Here is a 22,790-nt window from a genome sequence, read left to right on the forward strand (position 1 = left end):
GCCAATACCTCTTCTTATAAAGAGCTGGGTGAGCAGGATTATCGGAGAAATACCATGTACGCAGTAATCGTTACCGGCGGTAAGCAATACAAGGTCGCTGAAGGTGAATACCTGAAGATCGAAAAACTGGAAGTCGCTACTGGCGAATCCGTGACTTTTGACCGCGTTCTGCTGGTCGCCAATGGCGACGACGTGAACATCGGCGCACCTGTTGTTGCTGGCGCAACCGTCAAGGCTGAAGTGATCTCCCAAGGTCGTCACGATAAAGTCCGCATCATCAAGTTCCGTCGCCGTAAGCACCACATGAAGCGTATGGGCCACCGCCAGTGGTTCACCGAGATCAAAATCACCGGTATTCAGGCTTAATTACAGCCTAATTCCTCACTAGGAGAATTGAACTCATGGCACACAAAAAAGCTGGTGGTAGTACCCGTAACGGTCGCGACTCAGAAGCCAAACGCCTTGGCGTGAAGATGTATGGCGGCCAGGTCATCAAGGCCGGCAACATCATCGTGCGTCAGCGCGGCACCCAATTCCACGCTGGCTACGGCGTTGGCATGGGTAAGGATCACACCCTCTTCGCGAAAATCGAAGGCGTGATCAAGTTTGAAGTAAAAGGCGCCTTCGGTCGTCGTTACGTGAGCGTTGTCGCGGCTTAATCGCGAGATCGCTGGAAGAGCCCTGTCTTGCGACGGGGCTTTTTCGTTTGTGGGGTGAGTCTCTTGCAAAACTGTTTGTATGGGCTGTCGGCGTGCGATGCAGGTCGTGTTTTGGGGTCGCTGCGCTCATTTTTGCAAGAGTCTTATGTCTTGATTGTTTTTCGGCTCGTCCGTATGGCGAGAGGCGTTGAGTTATGAAGTTTGTAGACGAAGTATCGATCCGCGTAAAAGCTGGCGACGGCGGCAATGGCTGCATGAGTTTCCGTCGGGAAAAATTCATTGAAAACGGCGGCCCGAACGGCGGTGATGGCGGTGACGGCGGTTCCATCTACATGATGGCCGACGAAAACCTCAACACCCTGGTCGACTACCGTTACACCCGGCACTTCGATGCCGAGCGTGGCTCCAACGGCGGCAGCACCGATTGCACCGGCAAGAAGGGTGAAGACCTGATCCTGCGCGTGCCGGTCGGTACCACCGTGATCGACTCGGCCACCCAGGAAGTAATTGGCGACCTGACCAAGGCCGGCCAGAAGCTGATGGTGGTGCAGGGCGGTTGGCACGGTCTGGGCAATACCCGTTTCAAATCCAGTACCAACCGTGCGCCGCGCCAGACCACTCCGGGTAAGCCGGGTGAGCAGCGTGACCTGAAACTGGAAATGAAAGTGCTGGCTGACGTCGGTCTGCTGGGCTTGCCGAACGCCGGTAAAAGTACCTTTATCCGTTCGGTGTCGGCGGCCAAACCGAAAGTCGCCGACTACCCGTTCACCACGCTGGTGCCGAACCTGGGTGTGGTCAGCGTTGATCGCTGGAAAAGCTTCGTCATCGCCGACATTCCGGGGCTGATCGAAGGCGCGTCCGACGGTGCCGGACTTGGCATTCGCTTCCTCAAGCATTTGGCGCGTACGCGTCTGTTGCTGCACCTTGTCGACATGGCGCCGCTGGATGACACCAGCGCACCGGACGCGGCTGAAGTGATCGTCAACGAGCTGGTCAAATTCAGTCCGTCGCTGGCCGAGCGTGATCGCTGGCTGGTGCTGAACAAGTGCGACCAGATTCTCGAGGAAGAGCACGAAGAGCGCGTCAAGGAAATCGTTGATCGCCTGCAGTGGGAAGGTCCTGTCTACGTGATCTCGGCCATCGCCAAAGAAGGCACCGAGCGCCTGACCCGCGACATCATGCGTTATCTGGAAGATCGTGCCGATCGCCTGGCTAACGACCCGGCGTACAAGGAAGAGCTGGCCGATCTCGATCAGCGCATCGAAGACGAAGCTCGTGCCCAGTTGCAGGCGCTGGATGACAAGCGTGCTCTGCGTCGCAGCGGCGTGAAGTCGGTCCACGACATCGGCGACGATGACTGGGACGAAGAAGATGTGGATGATGAAGACGGTCCGGAAATCATTTACGTGCGCGACTGATTCGTTGCAGTAAACTTAAGCGCCGCTCAATCGAGCGGCGTTTTAGTATCTGGAAATCGATCGTTGGTCACCAATAGCCACGATTAACGTCACGGGCAGCGCTGGGTCGCGCTGTCCTCAAGCTAAGGTTGAAGATGATGCGGAGCAAAGTGACAGGTGCGCAGCGTTGGGTCGTGAAGATCGGCAGCGCCTTGCTGACAGCTGATGGCAAAGGGCTGGATCGTGCGGCAATGAGTGTCTGGGTCGAGCAGATGGTCGCCCTGCATGAGGCAGGTGTCGAGTTGGTGCTGGTGTCCTCCGGGGCGGTGGCTGCCGGCATGAGTCGTCTGGGCTGGACCGCACGACCCAGTGCGATGCACGAGCTCCAGGCCGCTGCTGCAATCGGTCAGATGGGCTTGGTGCAGGCCTGGGAATCGAGCTTTGCCGAGCATGGCCGGCACACCGCGCAGATTCTCCTGACTCACGATGACCTGTCCGACCGCAAGCGCTACCTCAACGCCCGCAGCACCCTGCGTGCGCTGGTCGAGCTGAAAGTCATCCCGGTGATTAACGAAAACGACACCGTGGTCACCGACGAAATCCGTTTCGGCGACAACGATACGCTGGCGGCGCTGGTGGCCAATCTGGTCGAGGCCGATCTGCTGGTGATCCTCACCGATCGCGACGGCATGTTCGACGCCGACCCGCGCAATAACCCTGATGCGCAACTGATTTACGAAGCGCGCGCCGATGATCCGACGCTTGATGCGGTGGCGGGCGGTACTGGTGGCGCGCTGGGGCGTGGCGGCATGCAGACCAAGCTGCGTGCGGCGCGGCTGGCGGCGCGCTCCGGGGCGCACACGATCATCGTTGGTGGGCGTCTGGAGCGAGTGCTTGATCGCCTGAAGGCTGGCGAGCGCATTGGCACGCTGCTGTCGCCGGAGCGCGGCATGTTGGCGGCGCGCAAGCAGTGGTTGGCCGGGCATCTGCAGACGCGCGGCACGCTGGTGCTGGACGAAGGCGCGGTGTCGGCGTTGTCGCAGGGCAACAAGAGTCTGTTGCCGGTCGGCGTCAAATTGGTCCAGGGCAGCTTCCGGCGTGGCGAGATGGTGGTCTGCGTGGCGCCGGACGGTCGTGAGATTGCCCGTGGCCTGGCCAACTACAGTGCGCTTGAGGCGCAAAAAATCATTGGTCAGTCGTCAGATGCAATTGTCGGCGTGCTGGGCTACATGGCTGAGCCGGAACTGGTTCATCGTGACAATCTGATTCTGGTCTAAGGGAAAATACGCATGCGCATGGCTAAAGGATTGTTGGGTCTGCTGATGGCGCTGCCATTGCTGGCCTCGGCCGAGGAAATCGGTCAGGTGTCGACGGTGTTCAAGTTCGTCGGCCCGAATGACCGGATCGTGGTCGAGGCTTTCGATGATCCGAAGGTCGACGGTGTGACCTGCTACCTGTCTCGCGCCAAGACGGGAGGGGTGAAGGGTGGTTTGGGTCTGGCCGAGGATCGCGCCGAGGCGTCGATCGCCTGTCGTCAGGTGGGTCCGATCAAGTTCAAGGGCGAACTGAAGGATGGTGATGAGGTGTTCAAGGAGCGCACATCGCTGGTGTTCAAGACCATGCAGGTGGTGCGTTTTCTCGACAAGAAGCGCAATACGCTGGTGTACCTGGTCTACAGCGATCGCGTGATCGAAGGGAGTCCACAGAATGCGGTAACCGCAATTCCAATCGTGCCGTGGGTGCCGGTCCAGCAGTAACAACGCAAATCCGGAATGTGGGAGCGGGCTTGCTCGCGAAGAGGTCGTGTCAGTCGCTAGAGATGTCGGCTGACAGATTGCATTCGCGAGCAAGCCCGCTCCCACTTTTTTGTGTGCGGGATTCACCAAATCGCAGGCAATAAAAAACCGACCCTAAGGTCGGTTTTTTAATGACTACGTCGATTAAGCAGCTTCTTTCAGTGCTTTGACGTGGCCATTCAGACGGCTCTTATGACGAGCAGCCTTGTTCTTGTGGATGATGCCTTTATCGGCCATGCGGTCGATAACTGGCACAGCCAGAACGTATGCAGCTTGAGCTTTTTCAGCGTCTTTTGCGTCGATGGCCTTAACTACATTCTTGATGTAGGTACGAACCATGGAACGCAGGCTGGCGTTGTGGCTGCGACGCTTCTCAGCCTGTTTTGCACGTTTTTTGGCGGAAGGTGAGTTGGCCACCGTCGAGCTCCTCGAAAGACTTTTTAGGAAATAGCAAACAAAATAGGCCGCGAATCATGCCGATGAAGAGAAGTCTTGTCAAGGGCGCTTGAAACGTTCCGCTAAGTGGTAGGTGTAAAGAGGCGGGATATTTATTTCCGGCGCTTGACCTGTAAACTCGCGAGCTTTGGCTCTGTGCTGTTGCGGCGCAGAGTATCGCACAAGTAGGCGCATTGTTCGCCTGCTGTTTATCGACAGGCACACATTCCCTCAATGAATCTGCTCAAATCGTTGGCCGCCGTCAGCTCTATCACCATGCTTTCCCGGGTTCTCGGGTTCGTCCGTGACACGCTCATCGCTCGCACGTTCGGCGCCGGAATGGCCACGGACGCCTTCTTCATTGCCTTCAAATTGCCCAACCTGCTGCGGCGAATCTTCGCCGAGGGCGCGTTCTCGCAGGCCTTCGTACCGATTCTGGCGGAATACAAAAGTCAGCAGGGTGAAGAGGCGACCCGTACTTTTATTGCTTATGTATCTGGCCTGCTGACGTTGGTGCTGGCGCTGGTCACTGCGCTGGGGATGATCGCCGCACCGTGGGTGATCTGGGCCACGGCGCCGGGTTTTGCCGACACGCCGGAAAAATTCCAGCTCACCTCCGACCTGCTGCGGGTGACGTTCCCTTATATATTGCTGATCTCCCTGTCCTCGCTGGCCGGGGCGATCCTCAATACCTGGAACCGCTTTTCGGTGCCGGCGTTCGTGCCGACCCTGCTCAACGTCAGCATGATTGTGTTCTCGCTGTTCCTCACGCCGTATTTCGATCCGCCGGTGATGGCTCTCGGCTGGGCGGTACTGGTCGGTGGTCTGGCGCAGTTGCTTTATCAACTGCCGCACCTGAAAAAGATCGGCATGCTGGTGCTGCCGCGCCTGAATCTGCGCGATAGCGGCGTCTGGCGAGTGATGAAGCAAATGCTGCCGGCGATCATCGGTGTCTCGGTCAGTCAGATTTCGCTGATCATCAACACCATTTTTGCCTCGTTTCTGGTCGCCGGCTCGGTGTCGTGGATGTATTACGCCGACCGTTTGATGGAATTGCCGTCCGGTGTGCTCGGCGTAGCGTTGGGCACCATTTTGCTGCCGACGCTGGCCAAGACTTATGCGAGCAAGGATCGCCACGAATATTCGCGGATCCTCGATTGGGGCCTGCGCCTGTGCTTCGTGCTGGTGTTGCCGTGTGCGCTGGCGCTGGGGATTCTCGCCGAGCCACTGACCGTCTCATTGTTCCAGTACGGTCAATTCAGCGCGTTTGATGCGTCCATGACCCAGCGTGCGCTGATTGCCTATTCTGTCGGTCTGCTCGGAATTATCGTGATCAAAGTGCTGGCGCCGGGCTTTTACGCGCAACAGAACATCCGCACCCCGGTAAAAATCGCAATCTTCACACTGGTGTGCACACAGCTGTTCAACCTGATGCTGATCGGCCCGCTGGCTCACGCCGGGCTGGCGCTGGCGATCAGTGCCGGTGCCTGCCTCAATGCCGGGCTGCTGTTCTATCAACTGCGCAAGCAAAAGATGTATCAGCCGCAACCGGGCTGGTACATGTTCGGCTTCAAACTGGTAGTGGCGGTAGCGGTGATGTCGGCGGTATTGCTGCTGGGCATGCATTTCATGCCGGCCTGGGATCAGGGGCACATGCTGGAGCGCTTTCTGCGTCTGGGGGCGCTGGTGGTTGCTGGCGTGGTGGCGTATTTCGGTATGTTGCTGCTGCTCGGTTTCCGTCTGCGCGACTTCAATCGCAAGGCTTTGAGCTGAGGCTTCAGCCTTTATAACCGGGCACGGGCCGGCAGTTTTGTCGGCTCGATCACTTTGCGTTACGGTGTTGCCTGTCGTCGACCGTCGGGTGTGGTTATAATCGACCACTTTATGAGCAAGAAGCGCGTTATGCAGCTGGTTCGAGGCCTCCACAACTTGCGCCCCCAGCATCGGGGCTGCGTCGCCACTATTGGCAACTTTGACGGTGTTCACCGTGGTCACCAGGCTATCCTGGCCCGGCTGCGTGAGCGTGCGCTCGAGTTGGGCGTACCCAGCTGCGTGGTGATTTTCGAGCCGCAGCCACGGGAATTCTTTGCCCCGGAGACCGCTCCGGCGCGTCTGGCCCGCTTGCGTGACAAGCTGCAGCTGCTGGCCGCCGAAGGCGTCGACCGGGTGTTGTGCCTGGCTTTCAATCAGCGCCTGAGCAAGCTCAGCGCCAGTGAATTCGTCGATACCATTTTGGTGGACGGTCTCGGCGTGCAGCATCTGGAGGTCGGTGACGATTTCCGCTTCGGCTGCGATCGCCTCGGCGATTTCGATTTTCTGCTGCAGGCCGGCCAGGTCCACGGGTTTACCGTGGAAGCCGCGCAAACCGTCGAGCTGGACGGCATTCGCGTCAGCAGCACTCAGGTGCGCAACGCGTTGGCCGCCGCCGATTTTGCCTTGGCCGAACGCTTGCTCGGCCGCCCGTACCGGATCGCCGGTCGCGTGCTGCACGGTCAGAAACTGGCCCGGCAACTGGGTACGCCCACTGCCAACATTCAACTCAAGCGCCGTCGCGTACCGTTCACCGGGGTTTACCTGGTAGATGTGGACATCGACGGCAAGACCTGGCCCGGCGTCGCCAATATTGGCGTGCGGCCTACGGTCCAAGGTGATGGCAAAGCCCACCTTGAAGTTCATCTACTGGATTTTGCCGGCGATCTGTATGACCGGCGTCTGACGGTGGTTTTCCACCAAAAGCTGCGTGAAGAGCAGCGTTTCGCCTCCCTGGAGGCACTGAAAACGGCGATCAACGCGGATGTCGCCGCCGCCCGTGCACTAGCCGCACCTAGCGCCCATCGCTAATGAAGAGCCTTAAATGACCGACTATAAAGCCACGCTAAACCTTCCGGACACCGCCTTCCCAATGAAGGCCGGCCTGCCACAGCGCGAACCGCAGATCCTGCAGCGCTGGGACAGTATTGGCCTGTACGGAAAGTTGCGCGAGATTGGCAAGGATCGTCCGAAGTTCGTCCTGCACGACGGCCCTCCGTACGCCAACGGCACGATCCACATCGGTCACGCACTGAACAAGATCCTCAAGGACATGATCATCCGCTCGAAGACCCTGTCGGGCTTCGACGCGCCGTATGTTCCGGGCTGGGACTGCCACGGCCTGCCGATCGAGCACAAGGTTGAAGTGACCCACGGCAAGAACCTGGGCGCGGACAAGACCCGCGAGCTGTGCCGTGCCTATGCCACCGAGCAGATCGAAGGGCAGAAGAGCGAGTTCATCCGTCTCGGCGTGCTGGGCGACTTCGCTAACCCGTACAAGACCATGGACTTCAAGAACGAGGCCGGTGAAATCCGCGCCCTCGCCGAAATCGTCAAGGGCGGTTTCGTGTTCAAGGGCCTCAAGCCTGTGAACTGGTGCTTCGATTGCGGTTCGGCGCTGGCCGAAGCCGAAGTCGAGTACGAGAACAAGAAGTCCTCGACCATCGACGTGGCGTTCCCGATCGCTGACGAGGCCAAACTGGCCGCCGCGTTCGGTCTGCCATCGCTGAGCAAACCCGCTTCGATCGTGATCTGGACCACCACCCCGTGGACCATCCCGGCCAACCAGGCATTGAACGTTCACCCTGAGTTCAATTACGCCCTGGTTGATATCGGCGACAAGCTGCTGGTGCTGGCTGAGGAGCTGGTTGAATCCTGCCTGTCGCGTTACGGCGTTGAAGGCTCGGTCATCGCGACCACCACCGGTAAAGAGCTGGAACTGATCAACTTCCGTCACCCGTTCTACGACCGCCTGTCGCCGGTGTACCTGGCCGACTACGTCGAACTGGGCGCCGGCACCGGTGTGGTTCACTCCGCCCCGGCCTACGGTGTGGACGACTTCGTGACCTGCAAGAAGTACGGCATGGTCAACGATGACATCCTCAATCCGGTACAAAGCAACGGCGTGTACGTGCCGTCGCTGGAGTTCTTTGGCGGCCAGTTCATCTGGAAGGCCAACCCGGCCATCGTCGAAAAACTCACCGAAGTCGGTGCGCTGCTGCACACCACCGTCATCGAACACAGCTACATGCACTGCTGGCGCCACAAGACCCCGCTGATCTACCGCGCCACCGCGCAGTGGTTCATCGGCATGGACAAAGAGCCGGTCAGCGGCGACACCCTGCGCGTGCGCTCGCTCAAAGCCATCGAAGACACCAAGTTCGTGCCGGCCTGGGGCCAGGCGCGCCTGCACTCGATGATCGCCAACCGTCCGGACTGGTGCATCTCCCGTCAGCGCAACTGGGGCGTGCCGATCCCGTTCTTCCTGAACAAGGAAAGCGGCGAACTGCACCCACGTACCGTCGAGCTGATGGAAGAAGTCGCCAAGCGCGTTGAAGTCGAAGGCATCGAAGCCTGGTTCAAGCTCGACGCCGCCGAACTGCTGGGCGACGAAGCGCCGCTGTACGACAAGATCAGCGATACCCTCGACGTGTGGTTCGACTCCGGCACCACCCACTGGCACGTGCTGCGCGGTTCGCACCCGATGGGTCACGAAACCGGCCCGCGCGCCGACCTGTACCTGGAAGGTTCCGACCAGCACCGCGGCTGGTTCCACTCGTCGCTGTTGACCGGTTGCGCCATCGACAACCACGCGCCGTACCGCGAGCTGCTGACCCACGGCTTCACCGTCGATGAGTCCGGCCGCAAGATGTCCAAATCCCTGGGCAACGTGATTGCGCCGCAGAAAGTCAACGACACCCTGGGCGCCGACATCATGCGTCTGTGGGTCGCGTCGACCGACTACTCCGGCGAAATGGCCGTGTCCGAGCAGATCCTGCAGCGCAGCGCGGACGCCTATCGTCGTATCCGTAACACCGCGCGTTTCCTGCTTTCGAACCTGACCGGTTTCAACCCGGCCACCGACCTGCTGCCGGCTGAAGACATGCTCGCACTGGATCGCTGGGCGGTGGATCGCACGCTGCTGCTGCAACGCGAATTGCAAGAGCACTACGGCGAATACCGTTTCTGGAACGTCTACTCGAAGATCCACAACTTCTGCGTGCAGGAGCTGGGTGGTTTCTATCTCGACATCATCAAGGATCGCCAGTACACCACCGGCGCCGACAGCAAGGCACGTCGCTCGTGCCAGACCGCGCTGTTCCACATCTCCGAAGCGCTGGTACGCTGGATCGCGCCGATCCTCGCGTTCACCGCCGACGAGCTGTGGCAGTACCTGCCGGGCGAGCGCAACGAATCGGTGATGCTCAACACCTGGTACGAAGGTCTGACCGAGTTGCCGGAAGGCTTCGAGCTGGGTCGCGCGTACTGGGATCGCATCATGGAAGTGAAGGTAGCGGTCAACAAAGAGATGGAAATCCAGCGTGCGGCCAAAGCCGTCGGTGGCAACCTGCAGGCCGAAGTGACGCTGTTCGCCGAAGAGGCGCTGAGTGCCGACCTGGCCAAGCTGAGCAACGAGCTGCGCTTTGTATTGATCACCTCCACTGCCAGCGTGGCACCTTTCGTTCAGGCACCTGCGGACGCGGTAGCCACCGAAGTCAGCGGCCTGAAACTGAAGATCGTAAAATCAGCCTTCCCGAAATGCGCCCGTTGCTGGCACTGCCGCGAAGACGTCGGCGTGAACCCGGAGCATCCGGAAATCTGCGGTCGTTGCGTCGACAACATCAGCGGCGCCGGCGAGGTTCGTCACTATGCCTAACGCCGTTGGCCGTTTCGGACGGTTGAGCTGGCTCTGGTTGAGTTTGCTGGTTCTGGTCATCGACCAGGCCAGCAAGTTCTACTTCGAAGGCAAGCTCGAAATGTTCCAGCAGATCGTGATCATTCCCGATTACTTCAGCTGGACGCTGGCCTACAACACCGGCGCGGCCTTCAGCTTCCTGGCTGACAGCTCCGGCTGGCAGCGCTGGCTGTTCGCCCTGATCGCGATTGTGGTCAGTGCGGTGCTGGTGGTCTGGCTCAAGCGTCTGGGCCGCAACGATACCTGGCTGGCTGTCGCACTGGCACTGGTGCTGGGCGGTGCGCTGGGCAATCTGTATGACCGCATTGCCCTGGGCCATGTGATCGACTTCATTCTGGTGCACTGGCAGAACCGCTGGTACTTCCCGGCGTTCAACTTTGCCGACAGCGCCATCACCGTCGGTGCGGTGATGCTCGCACTGGACATGTTCAAAAGTAAGAAAACCGGAGAAGCCGTTCATGACTGAACAGGTATTGGCTGAGCAACGCATCGGCCAGAACACGGAAGTCACTTTGCACTTTGCATTGCGCCTGGAGAACGGCGACACGGTCGACAGCACGTTCGACAAGGCCCCGGCGACCTTCAAGGTCGGCGACGGCAACCTGCTGCCGGGTTTCGAAGCGGCATTGTTCGGCTTCAAGGCCGGCGACAAGCGTACGCTGACCGTCGAACCGGAGAACGCCTTCGGCCAGCCGAACCCGCAAAACGTACAGATCATCCCGCGTTCGCAGTTCGTCGACATGGAGTTGTCGCCGGGTTTGCTGGTGATCTTCAATGATGCGGCCAATACTGAGCTGCCGGGTGTGGTGAAAGAGTTCGATGACGCGCAAGTGACCATCGACTTCAACCACCCGCTGGCCGGCAAGACGCTGACCTTTGACGTCGAGATCATCAGCGTCAAAGCGATCTGAGTACACCGCAGAACAATGGTGGGAGCGGGCTTGCTCGCGAATGCTGACTGACATTCAACATAGAAGTTGTCTGACACACTGCTTTCGCGAGCAAGCCCGCTCCCACATTGGATTTTTGCTGGATTTGAGCAATTGTGCTCGATCAGCAGGACGTAAATTTATTTCGCGCGCAAGACACGAGGCACAGCATGCAAATCAAACTCGCCAACCCCCGTGGCTTCTGCGCCGGAGTGGACCGGGCGATCGAAATCGTCAACCGCGCCCTGGAAGTCTTCGGGCCGCCGATCTACGTGCGTCATGAAGTGGTGCACAACAAGTTCGTGGTCGAAGACCTGCGCAGCCGTGGCGCGATCTTCGTCGAGGAGCTGGATCAGGTGCCGGACGACGTCATCGTAATCTTCAGTGCTCACGGCGTTTCTCAAGCCGTACGCAGCGAAGCCGCCGGCCGTGGCCTGAAGGTTTTCGACGCCACTTGCCCGCTGGTGACCAAGGTGCACATCGAAGTCGCCAAGTACAGCCGCGACGGCCGTGAGTGCATCCTGATCGGCCACGCCGGTCACCCGGAAGTCGAAGGCACCATGGGCCAGTACGACGCCAGCAATGGCGGCGCGATCTACCTCGTCGAAGACGAGAAAGACGTCGCTGAACTGCAAGTGCGTGACCCGGAAAAACTGGCGTTCGTGACCCAGACCACCCTGTCGATGGACGACACCAGTCGGGTGATCGATGCCCTGCGCACACGTTTCCCGGCCATCGGTGGCCCGCGCAAGGACGACATCTGCTACGCCACGCAAAACCGTCAGGACGCGGTCAAGCAACTGGCCGACGAATGCGATGTGGTGTTGGTGGTGGGCAGTCCGAACAGCTCCAACTCCAACCGTCTGCGTGAACTGGCCGAACGCATGGCCACGCCGGCCTACCTGATCGACGGCGCCGAAGACCTGCAGAAGAGCTGGTTCGAGGGTGTCGAGCGCATTGGCATCACCGCTGGTGCCTCCGCACCGGAAGTGCTGGTGCGCGGCGTGATCCAGCAATTGCAAGCCTGGGGCGCGACCGGTGCCGATGAACTGGCCGGTCGCGAAGAGAACATCACCTTCTCGATGCCGAAAGAGCTGCGCGTCCGTTCGATCTGACGCTCTTCGCCTTCAGGCACAGCGCCTGCTCAGCCTTTGCGCTGGTCAGGCGCACCCGACCGGTTGCCGCCAGCACCACCTGGCGCTGGCTGACCGGCTCGCGTGCCGAACAGATATGTAATGTCCCTGCCTGAAATGCCCGCCCGGGCATCAGCGGTTGTCCCAGACTGCTGAAGCGCACGTAACGACTGACCGCCCAATTACCGACAATCGGTGTCCGCCCGTCACTCGTATGCTCCACCAGCAGGGGATGGCTGCTGTCCAGCGACCCCTTGCCGCTGATATCCAGAATGATCCGCCAGCCCTGACTCCAGTCGCCATTGATGCCATGGATAACCACGCTCTGATTGCGGGTGATGGCCAGGGTGCGGGCGTTGCGAATGCCGTCGAGCAGCGACTGCGCTGCCTGGTCGCGCTGAGTCGACTCGGTGAAGGTGGCGAACGCCGGGCTGACCAGCGACAGAACAATTGCGCCAATCGCCAGTCCCATAAGCAATTCGATCAGGCTGAAACCCTGTTGCGGCATGACAACTCCCTCCGTGGAGCATGAAGCCCGGCGCGATCCTTTTCGCCGGGCAGGGCAAATCAACCGACGCGGGCCGGTTGAATGTTCTAGTTTGTAGAAGCAGGTATAGCCGACGGCAACGGAGGGCATCGATGGATCATCATACAAAAGGTTTCACGCTGCCCGAGTTGTTGGCTGCGGTAGCGGTGATGGTGATCCTCATCACCCTGGCGGTGCCGGGCTTCACCCGCTCGATCCAGAGCAGCAAGGCCGACACCGAAATGGGCGACCTGCAGCGCGCCATCAACTATGCCCGGCTGGAGGCGATTGATCGCGGCGTGACCACGCGCTTGCGCCCGAGCGCCGGCGGCAGCGTGTGGACCGGCGAATTGTCGGTCTACGACAGTACTGGCACACCGGCCAATGTATTGCGGGTTGTTCCAGCGATGAGCAGCGGCGCGACTCTGACGCTACCCTCAGGAGTGACCGCACTGGATTTCAATAATCTGGGTGGCCTGGCGGCGCCGTCGACAGCGGTGGTCATCAGTTACGTACTGGGAACGCAAAGCAGGACGCTGAACGTGTGTCTGAATGGACGAATTCAATTGGGTGGAAGTTGCGGATGAGGGCAGGGAGCACACAGGCACAGGAGGGCATGTCGCTGATCGAGGTGCTGGTCGCGTTGCTGATTCTGACCGTCGGGATATTGGGCGCGGCAGCTGTTCAAGTGAATGCGCTGAAGTACACCGACAGTTCGCGGATGACCAGTCAGGCGAGCTTTATCGCCTACGACATGATGGACCGCATCCGCGCCAACGCCGCCGCCGATTACACGGTGACACCGCCGACCTCGGGCAACCTCAGTGTCGCCCGCGATCAGGATCTCTACGATTTTACCACCAACATCGTCAATTTCGGCGGGCCAACCGCCACCGGCACGATCACCCGCAATCAGCGGGTGTACACCATCACCATCAACTGGAATGACTCACGGGCCGCGAATGCCACCGGTACCACGCGCAGTTTCGTCCTGACCAGCCGTGCAACGGTCGATCCGGTGGCCACGCCATGAAGCACTCCAATCGTGGTTTCGGCCTGATCGAAATGCTTATCGCCCTGGCCCTTGGGCTGATCATCGTGCTGGGGGTGGTGCAGACGTTTCTCGCCGCTAAAAACACTTACGTCAGTCAGAACACCGCTGCAGCGATGCAGGAAGATGCGCGCTTCGTATTGAGCAAGATGATTCAGGAACTGCGCATGGTCGGCATGTTCGGCTGCCTGGGCACGATTACTGACGCGAGTTCGGCAGGGGATTTCAACGCGGCGCAGGTCACCCCGATCAGTTGGGACAACAGCAACCTCAAGCTGACTCTGGTTACCGCCGATGTCGGCGGCAGTGGTGGCACGCCGACCTGGACGGTGGTCTCCGATTGCCGCAACAGTGCCACGGGCTATACCGGATTGCGTGCGGCGGCGAGCGGGCAGATCGCCTTTCCGATCCGCCGCTTGATCTACAGCTTCAGCAACAACCAGATTCTCATGGGCACCGGCAGCGGCACGCCGACCCAACAGGTGTTGGTGAACAACGTCAGCGCGTTCACTGTCATGTTCGGTCTGGCGACGTCCGCCACCGATGTCGCGGCGTCCTCCTACAGTGCCAACCCTAGCGATCCGGCGCGCATCCGCAGTGTGCGCCTGAGCCTGACCCTCACCGACCCGAACAACCGGGTGGCCAATCAAACCTTCAATGTGGTTGCCGCTTTGCGCAACCGCTTGCAGTGAGGCCGGAATGATGAGGATCACGTTCAACCAGCGGCAGAACCAGCGTGGCATGGTGTTGCTGGTCAGTCTGGTGTTTCTGTTGCTGCTGACCTTGATCGGGCTGTCCTCGATGCAGAGCGCCAACCTGCAGGAAAAAATGGCCGGCAGTGTCAGCCTGCGCAATCAGTCGTTCCAGACCGCCGAGGCAGCGTTGCGCATCGGCGAGAGTGCGGTGCAACTCGACAGTTATTCGCTGGCGGTGTGTGCCAGCGCCACGCAATGTGCGCCGCCAGCGGAGTCTTCTGTGGTCAGTGCGGCGGGGCTCAATTCGACTTCCGGCGTAACGTGGGTCGCAGCCGGTAACGGCTTTTATGGTGTGCAGAACATTGGCACCACCCTGACGGCGGTCAACGTGCCGAGCAACACTTCGGCGACGCTGTATCGAGTTACGGCAGTCGGCATCGCCGGTACTTCGCGCAGTGTGGTGGAGAGCGTCTATGCGAAGTATTAAGCGCTGCTGGACGTTATTGACCGGCATGCTGCTGAGCTTGTATCTGGCGGCACCGGCCTACGCGTTCACGCCGTCCGACTCGCCACTGTTGAGCGCTGCAGCGGTGCCGCCCAACGTGATGTTGCTGATCGATGATTCCGGCAGTATGAACAGCATTATTTATGCGCCAGGATTCGACCCCGGCGTTGATCGCACACCCGCCCGGCAGTGCAACGCGTTGCTCGGACTGTGCCTGAGTTCTACTGCCATCACTGGTGATTCGGTGTTTCTCTCGAGCCTGCCGACCTCGGGTTGTTCCGGTGGGGCCTATGCCTTTTACAACAACAGTATCGCGCCGCTATGCCTGAAACTGCCGGATCCGGTGGGTGGCGGCAACACCCGCTACACCGGGGACTACATCGCCTACGTTGTCGGGCTGGCGATCAACAACGGCACCCGCGACTTCACCAACGGGGCAATTCCCAACGACTATCGGATCAACGTCGCGCGTAATGTGTCCACCGCGCTGGTCACCAGCAACCGTACCTTGCGCATGGGCCTGTCGACCTTCAATCCGGCCACCAGTAACAATTCGGGCAATGGCGGATATATCGCGCGATCGATCAGCGACCTGTCCCCGGTCTCCGGCAGCGTGACCCAGGCGCAGGCCGACGCCAACTACAACGCGCTGATTTCTTCGATCAACGGTTTGAGCGCCGTGGCCAACACGCCGCTGGCGGAAACTTATTATGAAATCACTCGCTACATGCGCGGCATGGCGCCGTACTACAACAGCACGCCGACGACCTACACCAGCCCGATTCAGTACCGCTGCCAAAAGAACTACGGCGTGGTGATCACCGACGGTTTGCCGACCTACGACCGCACGTTTCCCACCAATGATCCGTTGGGTGGCAGTCGCCTGCCGAACTGGGACGGTATCAACAATGACGGCAACAACCTCAATGGCGATAACGAGGGTGACACGCTGTATCTGGATGACATTGCCAAATTCGCCTTCGACATCGACATGCGTTCCACGGGGACTGACGCCGCTGGCAAAAGCTGGAATGCCGTGGATTTTCCCAAACAGAACATGAACACCTACACCGTGGGTTTTACCGCCGACAACGACATGCTGTCGGACGCCGCCGCTTACGGGCAGGGCAGGTATTACCAAGCCACCGACAGCGCCGGTCTCAACACCGCGCTGTCCTCGGCGTTGAGCGACATCACTTCCAAGGCCGGTTCCGGCGGCAGCGGGGTCACCAGCGGTACCACGCTGGCCAGTGGCACCAATTATTTCCAGACCAGCTACGATCCCAAGGACTGGCGCGGGACGATCAAGTCTTTCGGCTTCACCTCGGCCGGCGCGGTGAATACTTCGACAGCCCTGTGGACCACCGATACCACGATCGTGCCGGGCGCGACCGCTCCAACCTATCAATCGTGGAACACCTTCAGTAACGCCGCCGTCACCCTGGCCTATGGCAACTTTTCCGCAGCCCAACAGACGACGCTCAGCCAGAGCCTGCCCACCGGTATCAGCGGCAGCGATCTGGTGGAGTGGAGCAAGGGCACCAACAAGACCGGGCTGAAAGTGCGCAGCGTATTGCTCGGCGACATCATCAACTCGCCGCTGGTGCTGGCCTCGCCCAGCGACAAAACCGCCTCCGACCTCTCGGGTGACACCACCTACACCACGTACCTGACCACCAAAGCGGCGAACATGAATTCGAGTCTGGTGGTGAATGCCAACGACGGTTTCGTCAACGTGATCAACTCGGCCAACGGCACCCGGCGTTATGCCTACATGCCGTCCAGCGTGTTGCCGTCGCTGCGGCTGATTGCCGACCCGGCGTACATCAATGGCGTCAGCCACAAGTTTCTGGTGGACGGTCAGGTCGGTGTGTATGACGCGCAAATCAACAGCGCCTGGAAAACCCTGGCCATCGGCGGTACCGGTGCTGGCGGCAAGACTTTCTATGCGCTGCAACTGTTCGACGCGTCCGCAGGCAATGTGCTCAATGCCCTGTGGGAAGTCAGTGCACCCGCCACGGCGAACACTGCCAACGCATTCAATGATCTGGGTTACGCCTATGCCCGGCCGGAAGTGGCACGCTTGGCCGATGGTCGCTGGGCGGCGTTCATTGCCAATGGTTATGGCAGCAGCTCCGGGGTGGCGGCGTTGTATGTGCTGGATGTGCGTGACGGTTCGTTGATCAAGAAGATCGTCATCGACAGCACCGAAACCACCAATGGCCTGTCGTCGGTGAAGCTCAAGGTCAACTCTTCGAACGTGGTGCAGGCCGCTTACGGCGGTGACCTGAAAGGTCGCTTGTGGAAGTTCGATCTGAGCGCGACATCGACCGACAGTTGGGGCGTGGCGTTTTCCGGTAAGCCGCTGTTCACCACGGCGGGCGGGGCGACTCAACCGATCACCGCGCAGCCGCTGCTGGCGGATAATTCGCTGGGGGGCAAACAGATCTTTGTCGGCACCGGCAAGTTCAACGAGACCGCCGACAAGACCAACAAGGATTTGCAGGCGTTCTACTCGGTATGGGACGCCGACGGCGGTTCCGGCCAGTTGACCGTCAGCAGTCTGCAGGCACAGGCAGTGACCGGAGTGTTCTCTGGCAGCACCGGGCAGTTCATCACCACCAGCCAGAATGACACGACCTATCCTGCGGAGAAGGGCTGGTACCTGCCCTTGGTGTACAACAACGTACTGACCGGCGAGCGGGTGATCAATCAGGCCAGTCTGGTGCTCGGACGCATCGTGTTTACCACCGCCAGTGTCGACACCACCGACCCGTGTGCCAGTTTCGGCACCGGCAAACTGGTCGAACTCGATGCGTTCAGCGGTAAGATGCTCAACTACGCAGTGCTCGACACCAACGCCGATGGCGTGGTCGACAGCAACGACACGATTTCCAGCGGCGTGGTGTTCACCGGCGGGATTCCGACCCTGAACGCCATCGTCAATGGCGCGACGCGCAAGATCGTCAACGATTCCAGTGGCACTGTCACCACACTGGTGGAAAAATCCGGCGGCGGCAGCCGGCGTATCATGTGGCGACAAATACAGTAAGTGAGAGTTTGAGGCATGCGCAGATTCAACCGAGGTTTCACCCTGATCGAAATCATGATCGTGATTGCGATCATCGGGATCATCATCACCATCGCCGCACCGAGCTACACCGAATACCTGAAAAAGGGCCGGCGCGCCGAAGTGGTGTCGCTGCTCTCGGAGCAGGCGCAGAGCCTCGAACGCTTCTATACCAAAAACAACGTCTACACCGGAATCACCGGTTTGAGCACGGGCAATGATTTCTACACCATCACCCCGACGATCGCTGATCAGACCTTCCTGCTGACCGCCACCCGCAAGGCTGGCACTGCCATGGCCACCGACAAGTGCGGGGACTTCACCCTGTCCAACACCGGCGTCAGAAGCATGAACAACGCTACCACCGGGCTGACCACCAAGGATTGCTGGGGCCGCTGAGGTACCTTCTTAAGGGCGCCTTTTTGCGCCCACTGTCTTTTTTACGGTTGGATCAAACATGACCAGGCAACAGCAAGTGGTGATTGTCGGTGGCGGGGTGATTGGCCTGCTGACCGCCTACAACCTCGCCTCCGAAGTGCGCAGCGTGGTGCTGCTGGATCGCTCGAACGTCGGCCAGGAATCGTCCTGGGCCGGCGGCGGTATCGTTTCACCGCTGTACCCGTGGCGCTACAGCCCGGCAGTCACCGCGCTGGCGCATTGGTCGCAGGATTTTTATCCACAGCTGGGCGAGCGGCTGTTTGCCGATACCGGGGTTGATCCCGAAGTGCACACCACCGGCCTGTATTGGCTGGATCTGGAGGATGAAGCCGAGGCTCTGGCCTGGGCCGAGCGGGAAAACCGTCCGCTGCGGGCTGTTGATATCTCGGCGGCGCACGACGCAGTGCCGGTGTTGGGCGGCGGGTTCTCCCGGGCAATCTACATGGCCGATGTGGCCAATGTGCGTAACCCGCGTCTGGTCAAATCATTGAAAGCCGCTTTGCTGGCGCTGCCGAACGTGACGATTCACGAGCAATGCGAAGTCAGCGGGTTTGTTCGCGAAGGCGAGCGGGTGGTTGGCGTCGAGACGTCCAAAGGCGTGATCAGTGGCGCTCAGGTGGTGCTGACGGCCGGGGCATGGAGCGGTGATCTGCTCAAGACGCTGGACCTGACGCTGCCGGTGGAGCCGGTCAAGGGCCAGATGATTCTCTACAAGTGCGCAGCGGATTTCCTGCCGAGCATGGTGCTGGCCAAGGGGCGTTATGCGATTCCGCGTCGCGACGGGCACATTCTGATCGGCAGTACGCTGGAGCACGAAGGCTACGACAAGACGCCGACCGATGTCGCGTTGCAGAGCCTCAAGGCTTCGGCGGTCGAGCTGCTGCCGGCGCTGGCGGAGGCCGAAGTGGTGGGGCACTGGGCCGGTTTGCGCCCGGGCTCGCCTGAGGGAATCCCGTATATCGGCCGGGTGCCGGGGTTTGAGGGGTTGTGGCTGAACTGCGGGCATTACCGCAATGGCCTGGTGTTGGCGCCGGCGTCGTGTCAGTTGTTTGCCGATATGATGTTGGGGCGTGCGCCGATTATCGATCCGGCGCCGTATGCGCCTGCAGGTCGCATTTAGTCAGATATTTCTCTGTAGCCTGGCAGATCGCTTTCGCGAGCAAGCCCGCTCCCACATAGGATCTGCGTTGAACACAAATTGTGTGAACAACCGAGATCTACTGTGGGAGCGGTCTTGCTCGCGAAGGGGCCCTCAATCCAGACCGAGTTTCTTCAGCCTGTAGCGCATCGAGCGAAACGACAGGCTCAAGCGCTGCGCCGCCGCTGTACGATTCCAGCGCGTTTCCTCCAGCGCCTGCAGGATCAGCTTGCGCTCGATGTTCTCCAGATAATCCTCAAGGTTGTCGATTTGCGTCAGGTCGGCAATACCGTCCTCGACTGCGCAATTGCCTTCGCTCAAGCGCAAATCCGCAGCCTCGATCACCTGGTTTTCGCACAGCGTGTGCGCGCGTTCGAGGACATTCTCCAGTTCTCGCACATTTCCGGGAAAACGATAACGCTTCAGTGCTTCAAGCGCTTGCGGGTGCAATTGGGCTGCCGGCTGGCCACTGTTGCTGGCCAGACGCTGGAGCATGTGCGTGGCCAGCACTTCGATGTCGTCGCGCCGTTCGCGCAGGGATGGCACGCGCAGTTCGATCACATTCAAGCGGTAATACAGGTCCTGGCGAAAGCGCCCGGCGGCGACTTCCGCTTCCAGGTCTTTGTGTGTGGCGCACAGAATGCGCACATCGACCACGGTTTCCTGCTGGCCGCCGACGCTGCGCACGGCTTTTTCCTGAATCGCCCGCAGCAGCTTGACCTGCATCGACAGCGGCAGATCCGCCACTTCATCGAGAAACAGGGTGCCGCCGTGCGCGGCCTGAAACAGCCCCGGTTTGTCGTCCACCGCGCCGGTAAAGCTGCCTTTGCGATGGCCAAAAAATTCGCTCTCCATCAGCTCTGAAGGGATCGCCCCGCAGTTGACCGGTACAAACGGCTGTTGCGCGCGCGGCCCTTGTTCGTGGATCAACCGCGCGACCAGCTCTTTGCCGCTGCCCGATTCGCCGCTGATGTAGACCGGCGCCTGACTGCGGGCGAGCTTGTCGATTTGTTTGCGCAGAGCGCGCATTGGGGGCGAGTCGCCCAGCAGTCGGCGGTCGATCGATGTGATATTGCCGCCGGCGGCAGGCATGCGCAGTGCGGTGCTGACCAGTTCGCGCAGGCGCGTGAGATCAACCGGTTTGGTGAGGAAGTCGAAGGCTCCGGCCTTCAGCGCATTGATCGCGGTTTCCAGGCTGCCATAGGCGGTGATCATCGCCACCGGCAGTTGTGGATGACGTTGCTGGATGTGCTGCACCAGGTCCAGCCCCGTGCCGTCGGGCAGGCGCATGTCGGTCAGGCACAGGTCGAACGCATTGCGCTGCAACAGTGCCTGGGCTTCGCCGAGGTTGCGAGCACTGAAAGTGTCGAGTTTCATCCGTCCCAGGGTGATTTCCAGGAGTTCGCGGATATCCGGTTCGTCGTCGACGATGAGGATTTTTTGCCGTGGGCTCGTGTTCAACTTTGTTTCCGTCCGTGAGCAAAGGTGATGCGAAAGCAGCCGCCGCCTTGGCGTGGTTTGAAGTCTAGGCGCGCCTGGTTGCTTTCGCACAGCTCACGGGACAGATAAAGCCCAAGGCCGGTGCCTTGGCTGCTGGTGGTGAAGAACGGTTCGAACAGATGCGCCTGCTGATCGGTCGGGACACCGGGGCCGTTGTCCTGTACTTCGAGCACCGCCAGCTGGCTGTCGGGGTCGACGAACAGCGCCAGCCAGACTTCGGCCTGCTGGTGCAGCAGGGCGCTGTGCCGCCAGCCGTTGCGTAACAGATTGTCGAGAATCTGCGTGAGCTGGTCGGGATCCATCAACGTGATGAAGTCCCCGGAATTGATCCGCAAATGAATCGACTGGCGCTCGCTCGCCTGCTCGCGGCTCTCGGCAACAAAGTGTTCCAGCCACGGTTTGAGATCCAGCCGTTGCGGAGCGCTTTGCTGGCGGCGCGACAGTTGCAGGACGTTTTCGATGACTCGGTTCATGCGCTGGGAGTGGTCTTGAATGATCTGCGTCAGACGCCGATCGGCGCTATCGAGTTCCTCGGACTCCGCCAATAGCTGCGCGGCATGACTGATGGCGCCCAGTGGATTGCGGATTTCATGGGAGATGCCGGCAGTCAGCCGCCCCAGTGCGGCGAGTTTGAGCTGCTGGGCTTGCTGAGCGATTTGCGCCAGATCTTCGAGGAACACCAGGGTTTGCTGGTTGGGACTCTGGTCGAGGGCGATGAAGCTGGGTTGCAGTTCCAGGCCGTTGCCGGGGATCTTCAGACTCTGCGGGCGCAGGGTCGGGTTGCTCAGCCACAGCTGCAGACGCTCGACCAATGCCGGCGAGTAGTCGCTGATCAAATGCCCTTCAAGATGCGACTGGGCCAACAGATTTTTCGCGCTGTGATTGGCCAGCTGTACCCGGCGCTGTTCGTCGAGCACCAGGATGCCGGTGCGCATGCGTTGCAGAATCAGGGCGTTGAGGGCTTCAAGACTGGTGACTTCGCTGGCACGCTGTTCGGCGAGATTTTCGCTGACTTCCAGACGCCGGATCAGGCCCTGGACCAGCAACGATGCGGCAAAACACAAAGCGCCGAGGGTCCCGGCTTGCAGATAGTCATTGGCGCTCAGGGGGTGACTGAAGCCCAGCAGAAAGCTGGAGCCGACAATGCCGAGTGCGCCGATGGCGGCAATCAGCAGGCCGATGCGCCGGCGCAGCAGGGTGTTGGCGATCGCCACCGAGACAATCAACAGGTTGCCGATGGCGCTGGCCACGCCGCCCGCCGCGTAGAACAGGCCGCACAGCAACAGCACATCGACCAAGGCCAGGGTGAACAACTGCGCCGGGCGGCGGGTGTTCTCCAGGAACACCACCAGCAGAATGTTCAGCACCAGATACAACCAACTGCCGCTGCGCAGCAGATCGTCGTCGGCTGACGTCAACAGGCGGTTGTCCATGTTGCTGGAGATCAGCAGCACCAGCGTGATGCCGACGCTCAAACGGTAGAGATGATACAGGCGCAGCAGGCGCTGCGCCTGTTTACGGTCGGCGTTGGCGACCTCAGCGATCACTGGCACCCGGGCCTTGCTCAAGGTGAGCCTGGCTGCAATACCATTGTTGCTGAAGGTTCAACGCGCGGTCGCGGGGCAGGTGCACGCCGCAGTGAGCGCAGCGCACCATCGGCGCGGCGTCTTGCTCGCGGGGCGATTGGGCAGACGAGGCGGGCGCCTTGAATTTGCGCCACAGCCATACCGCAGCGAAAATCAGGACAATCCAGAACAGTAAACGAAGCATGATGGGCGGCTTTTCGGCTAATG

At 60.3% G+C, this 22,790-nt stretch carries 23 protein-coding genes; 18 read left to right on the forward strand and 5 right to left on the reverse strand.

Annotation, left to right across the window (positions count from 1 at the left end; genetic code table 11):
• Positions 1-54 precede the first annotated feature (54 nt).
• The 5 genes from rplU (at position 55) to VLA07_RS20890 (ending at position 3,813) form a co-directional block, all read left to right on the forward strand.
• On the forward strand, positions 55-366 hold the full coding sequence (gene rplU / locus VLA07_RS20870) for a 50S ribosomal protein L21 (RefSeq protein WP_003228361.1): 312 nt from the start codon (positions 55-57) through the stop codon (positions 364-366).
• 35 nt (positions 367-401) lie between these two features.
• Positions 402-659, forward strand: a complete 258-nt coding sequence (gene rpmA, locus VLA07_RS20875; protein WP_003228360.1) for a 50S ribosomal protein L27 — start codon at positions 402-404, stop codon at positions 657-659.
• Positions 660-853: 194 nt separating this feature from the next.
• Positions 854-2,077, forward strand: a complete 1,224-nt coding sequence (cgtA, locus tag VLA07_RS20880) for an Obg family GTPase CgtA (RefSeq protein WP_003228358.1) — start codon at positions 854-856, stop codon at positions 2,075-2,077.
• Positions 2,078-2,214: 137 nt separating this feature from the next.
• On the forward strand, positions 2,215-3,333 hold the full coding sequence (proB, locus tag VLA07_RS20885; protein ID WP_027612826.1) for a glutamate 5-kinase: 1,119 nt from the start codon (positions 2,215-2,217) through the stop codon (positions 3,331-3,333).
• Positions 3,334-3,345: 12 nt separating this feature from the next.
• Positions 3,346-3,813, forward strand: a complete 468-nt coding sequence (locus tag VLA07_RS20890) for a CreA family protein (protein ID WP_003228353.1) — start codon at positions 3,346-3,348, stop codon at positions 3,811-3,813.
• A gap of 183 nt (positions 3,814-3,996) precedes the next feature.
• On the opposite strand, the gene rpsT is transcribed toward VLA07_RS20890, so the two are convergent.
• Positions 3,997-4,269, reverse strand: coding sequence for a 30S ribosomal protein S20 (gene rpsT, locus VLA07_RS20895; protein ID WP_003228351.1), 273 nt, complete (start codon positions 4,267-4,269; stop codon positions 3,997-3,999).
• A gap of 252 nt (positions 4,270-4,521) precedes the next feature.
• Here rpsT and murJ point away from each other — a divergent pair, with 252 nt between their 5' ends.
• The 6 genes from murJ to ispH all read left to right on the forward strand — a co-directional run bounded on the left by murJ (position 4,522) and on the right by ispH (position 12,056).
• On the forward strand, positions 4,522-6,060 hold the full coding sequence (gene murJ / locus VLA07_RS20900; RefSeq protein ID WP_027612825.1) for a murein biosynthesis integral membrane protein MurJ: 1,539 nt from the start codon (positions 4,522-4,524) through the stop codon (positions 6,058-6,060).
• 129 nt (positions 6,061-6,189) lie between these two features.
• A complete protein-coding gene (ribF, locus tag VLA07_RS20905; protein WP_003228347.1) occupies positions 6,190-7,128 on the forward strand; it encodes a bifunctional riboflavin kinase/FAD synthetase in 939 nt (312 codons plus the stop codon).
• A gap of 13 nt (positions 7,129-7,141) precedes the next feature.
• Complete coding sequence (ileS, locus tag VLA07_RS20910) at positions 7,142-9,973, forward strand: isoleucine--tRNA ligase (protein WP_027612823.1); 2,832 nt, start codon at positions 7,142-7,144, stop codon at positions 9,971-9,973.
• Positions 9,966-10,478 (forward strand): signal peptidase II, encoded by a 513-nt coding sequence (lspA, locus tag VLA07_RS20915; protein WP_007963824.1) that lies wholly within the window; start codon positions 9,966-9,968, stop codon positions 10,476-10,478. The genes ileS and lspA overlap by 8 nt, the downstream gene beginning before the upstream one ends.
• Before the next feature lie 7 nt (positions 10,479-10,485).
• Positions 10,486-10,923, forward strand: coding sequence for an FKBP-type peptidyl-prolyl cis-trans isomerase (gene fkpB / locus VLA07_RS20920; RefSeq protein WP_210558657.1), 438 nt, complete (start codon positions 10,486-10,488; stop codon positions 10,921-10,923).
• A gap of 188 nt (positions 10,924-11,111) precedes the next feature.
• Positions 11,112-12,056 carry a 4-hydroxy-3-methylbut-2-enyl diphosphate reductase gene (gene ispH, locus VLA07_RS20925; protein WP_027612821.1) on the forward strand — a complete coding sequence of 315 codons (945 nt, stop codon included), beginning with the start codon at positions 11,112-11,114 and terminating at the stop codon, positions 12,054-12,056.
• Here ispH and VLA07_RS20930 read toward each other — a convergent pair.
• A complete protein-coding gene (locus VLA07_RS20930) occupies positions 12,013-12,582 on the reverse strand; it encodes a GspH/FimT family pseudopilin (RefSeq protein WP_333991119.1) in 570 nt (189 codons plus the stop codon). The two genes, ispH and VLA07_RS20930, sit on opposite strands and share 44 nt — an antisense overlap.
• A 131-nt stretch (positions 12,583-12,713) precedes the next feature.
• Between VLA07_RS20930 and VLA07_RS20935 the strand changes: the two genes are divergently transcribed.
• Genes VLA07_RS20935 through thiO form a run of 7 tightly spaced genes read left to right on the forward strand, consistent with a single transcriptional unit; the run spans position 12,714 to position 19,479 of the window.
• On the forward strand, positions 12,714-13,187 hold the full coding sequence (locus VLA07_RS20935) for a GspH/FimT family pseudopilin (protein WP_097089250.1): 474 nt from the start codon (positions 12,714-12,716) through the stop codon (positions 13,185-13,187).
• Positions 13,184-13,633 (forward strand): type IV pilus modification protein PilV, encoded by a 450-nt coding sequence (gene pilV, locus VLA07_RS20940; RefSeq protein WP_097089249.1) that lies wholly within the window; start codon positions 13,184-13,186, stop codon positions 13,631-13,633. Before VLA07_RS20935 ends, pilV begins: the two co-directional genes overlap by 4 nt.
• Entirely contained in the window at positions 13,630-14,343 is a 714-nt protein-coding gene (locus tag VLA07_RS20945) for a PilW family protein (protein WP_333991121.1), read from the forward strand. Before pilV ends, VLA07_RS20945 begins: the two co-directional genes overlap by 4 nt.
• A gap of 10 nt (positions 14,344-14,353) precedes the next feature.
• Positions 14,354-14,833 (forward strand): pilus assembly PilX family protein, encoded by a 480-nt coding sequence (locus tag VLA07_RS20950; protein WP_333991203.1) that lies wholly within the window; start codon positions 14,354-14,356, stop codon positions 14,831-14,833.
• On the forward strand, positions 14,820-17,903 hold the full coding sequence (locus VLA07_RS20955; protein WP_333991123.1) for a pilus assembly protein: 3,084 nt from the start codon (positions 14,820-14,822) through the stop codon (positions 17,901-17,903). Before VLA07_RS20950 ends, VLA07_RS20955 begins: the two co-directional genes overlap by 14 nt.
• A 15-nt stretch (positions 17,904-17,918) precedes the next feature.
• Positions 17,919-18,320, forward strand: coding sequence for a type IV pilin protein (locus VLA07_RS20960; RefSeq protein WP_103367293.1), 402 nt, complete (start codon positions 17,919-17,921; stop codon positions 18,318-18,320).
• A 58-nt stretch (positions 18,321-18,378) separates the two neighbouring features.
• A complete protein-coding gene (gene thiO, locus VLA07_RS20965) occupies positions 18,379-19,479 on the forward strand; it encodes a glycine oxidase ThiO (RefSeq protein ID WP_333991127.1) in 1,101 nt (366 codons plus the stop codon).
• A 132-nt stretch (positions 19,480-19,611) separates the two neighbouring features.
• Here thiO and VLA07_RS20970 read toward each other — a convergent pair whose 3' ends face one another.
• From VLA07_RS20970 to VLA07_RS20980, 3 genes are read right to left on the reverse strand one after another with little or no spacing between them, the layout of a single operon-like run.
• Entirely contained in the window at positions 19,612-20,958 is a 1,347-nt protein-coding gene (locus VLA07_RS20970; RefSeq protein WP_096795227.1) for a sigma-54-dependent transcriptional regulator, read from the reverse strand.
• A complete protein-coding gene (locus VLA07_RS20975) occupies positions 20,955-22,544 on the reverse strand; it encodes a sensor histidine kinase (protein WP_333991205.1) in 1,590 nt (529 codons plus the stop codon). The genes VLA07_RS20970 and VLA07_RS20975 overlap by 4 nt, the downstream gene beginning before the upstream one ends.
• The gene (locus VLA07_RS20980) at positions 22,534-22,767 is read right to left on the reverse strand and encodes a PP0621 family protein (RefSeq protein WP_027612810.1); all 234 of its coding nucleotides are present in this window, start codon (positions 22,765-22,767) and stop codon (positions 22,534-22,536) included. The genes VLA07_RS20975 and VLA07_RS20980 overlap by 11 nt, the downstream gene beginning before the upstream one ends.
• Positions 22,768-22,790 lie beyond the last annotated feature (23 nt).

The organism is Pseudomonas sp. S3(2024) (assembly GCF_036861315.1).
Taxonomy (GTDB): domain Bacteria; phylum Pseudomonadota; class Gammaproteobacteria; order Pseudomonadales; family Pseudomonadaceae; genus Aquipseudomonas; species Aquipseudomonas putida_A.

Bases quoted from the DNA above. Each gene is read 5' to 3' on its own strand.
- ileS (WP_027612823.1), top strand. From the start codon at position 7,142: ATGACCGACTATAAAGCCACGCTAAACCTTCCGGACACCGCCTTCCCA.
- proB (WP_027612826.1), top strand. From the start codon at position 2,215: ATGCGGAGCAAAGTGACAGGTGCGCAGCGTTGGGTCGTGAAGATCGGC.
- VLA07_RS20935 (WP_097089250.1), top strand. From the start codon at position 12,714: ATGGATCATCATACAAAAGGTTTCACGCTGCCCGAGTTGTTGGCTGCG.
- VLA07_RS20960 (WP_103367293.1), top strand. From the start codon at position 17,919: ATGCGCAGATTCAACCGAGGTTTCACCCTGATCGAAATCATGATCGTG.
- lspA (WP_007963824.1), top strand. From the start codon at position 9,966: ATGCCTAACGCCGTTGGCCGTTTCGGACGGTTGAGCTGGCTCTGGTTG.
- VLA07_RS20930 (WP_333991119.1), bottom strand. From the start codon at position 12,582: ATGCCGCAACAGGGTTTCAGCCTGATCGAATTGCTTATGGGACTGGCG.
- VLA07_RS20980 (WP_027612810.1), bottom strand. From the start codon at position 22,767: ATGCTTCGTTTACTGTTCTGGATTGTCCTGATTTTCGCTGCGGTATGG.
- murJ (WP_027612825.1), top strand. From the start codon at position 4,522: ATGAATCTGCTCAAATCGTTGGCCGCCGTCAGCTCTATCACCATGCTT.
- thiO (WP_333991127.1), top strand. From the start codon at position 18,379: ATGACCAGGCAACAGCAAGTGGTGATTGTCGGTGGCGGGGTGATTGGC.
- cgtA (WP_003228358.1), top strand. From the start codon at position 854: ATGAAGTTTGTAGACGAAGTATCGATCCGCGTAAAAGCTGGCGACGGC.
- VLA07_RS20890 (WP_003228353.1), top strand. From the start codon at position 3,346: ATGCGCATGGCTAAAGGATTGTTGGGTCTGCTGATGGCGCTGCCATTG.
- rpmA (WP_003228360.1), top strand. From the start codon at position 402: ATGGCACACAAAAAAGCTGGTGGTAGTACCCGTAACGGTCGCGACTCA.
- VLA07_RS20950 (WP_333991203.1), top strand. From the start codon at position 14,354: ATGAGGATCACGTTCAACCAGCGGCAGAACCAGCGTGGCATGGTGTTG.
- VLA07_RS20955 (WP_333991123.1), top strand. From the start codon at position 14,820: ATGCGAAGTATTAAGCGCTGCTGGACGTTATTGACCGGCATGCTGCTG.
- rplU (WP_003228361.1), top strand. From the start codon at position 55: ATGTACGCAGTAATCGTTACCGGCGGTAAGCAATACAAGGTCGCTGAA.
- ribF (WP_003228347.1), top strand. From the start codon at position 6,190: ATGCAGCTGGTTCGAGGCCTCCACAACTTGCGCCCCCAGCATCGGGGC.
- VLA07_RS20945 (WP_333991121.1), top strand. From the start codon at position 13,630: ATGAAGCACTCCAATCGTGGTTTCGGCCTGATCGAAATGCTTATCGCC.
- pilV (WP_097089249.1), top strand. From the start codon at position 13,184: ATGAGGGCAGGGAGCACACAGGCACAGGAGGGCATGTCGCTGATCGAG.
- ispH (WP_027612821.1), top strand. From the start codon at position 11,112: ATGCAAATCAAACTCGCCAACCCCCGTGGCTTCTGCGCCGGAGTGGAC.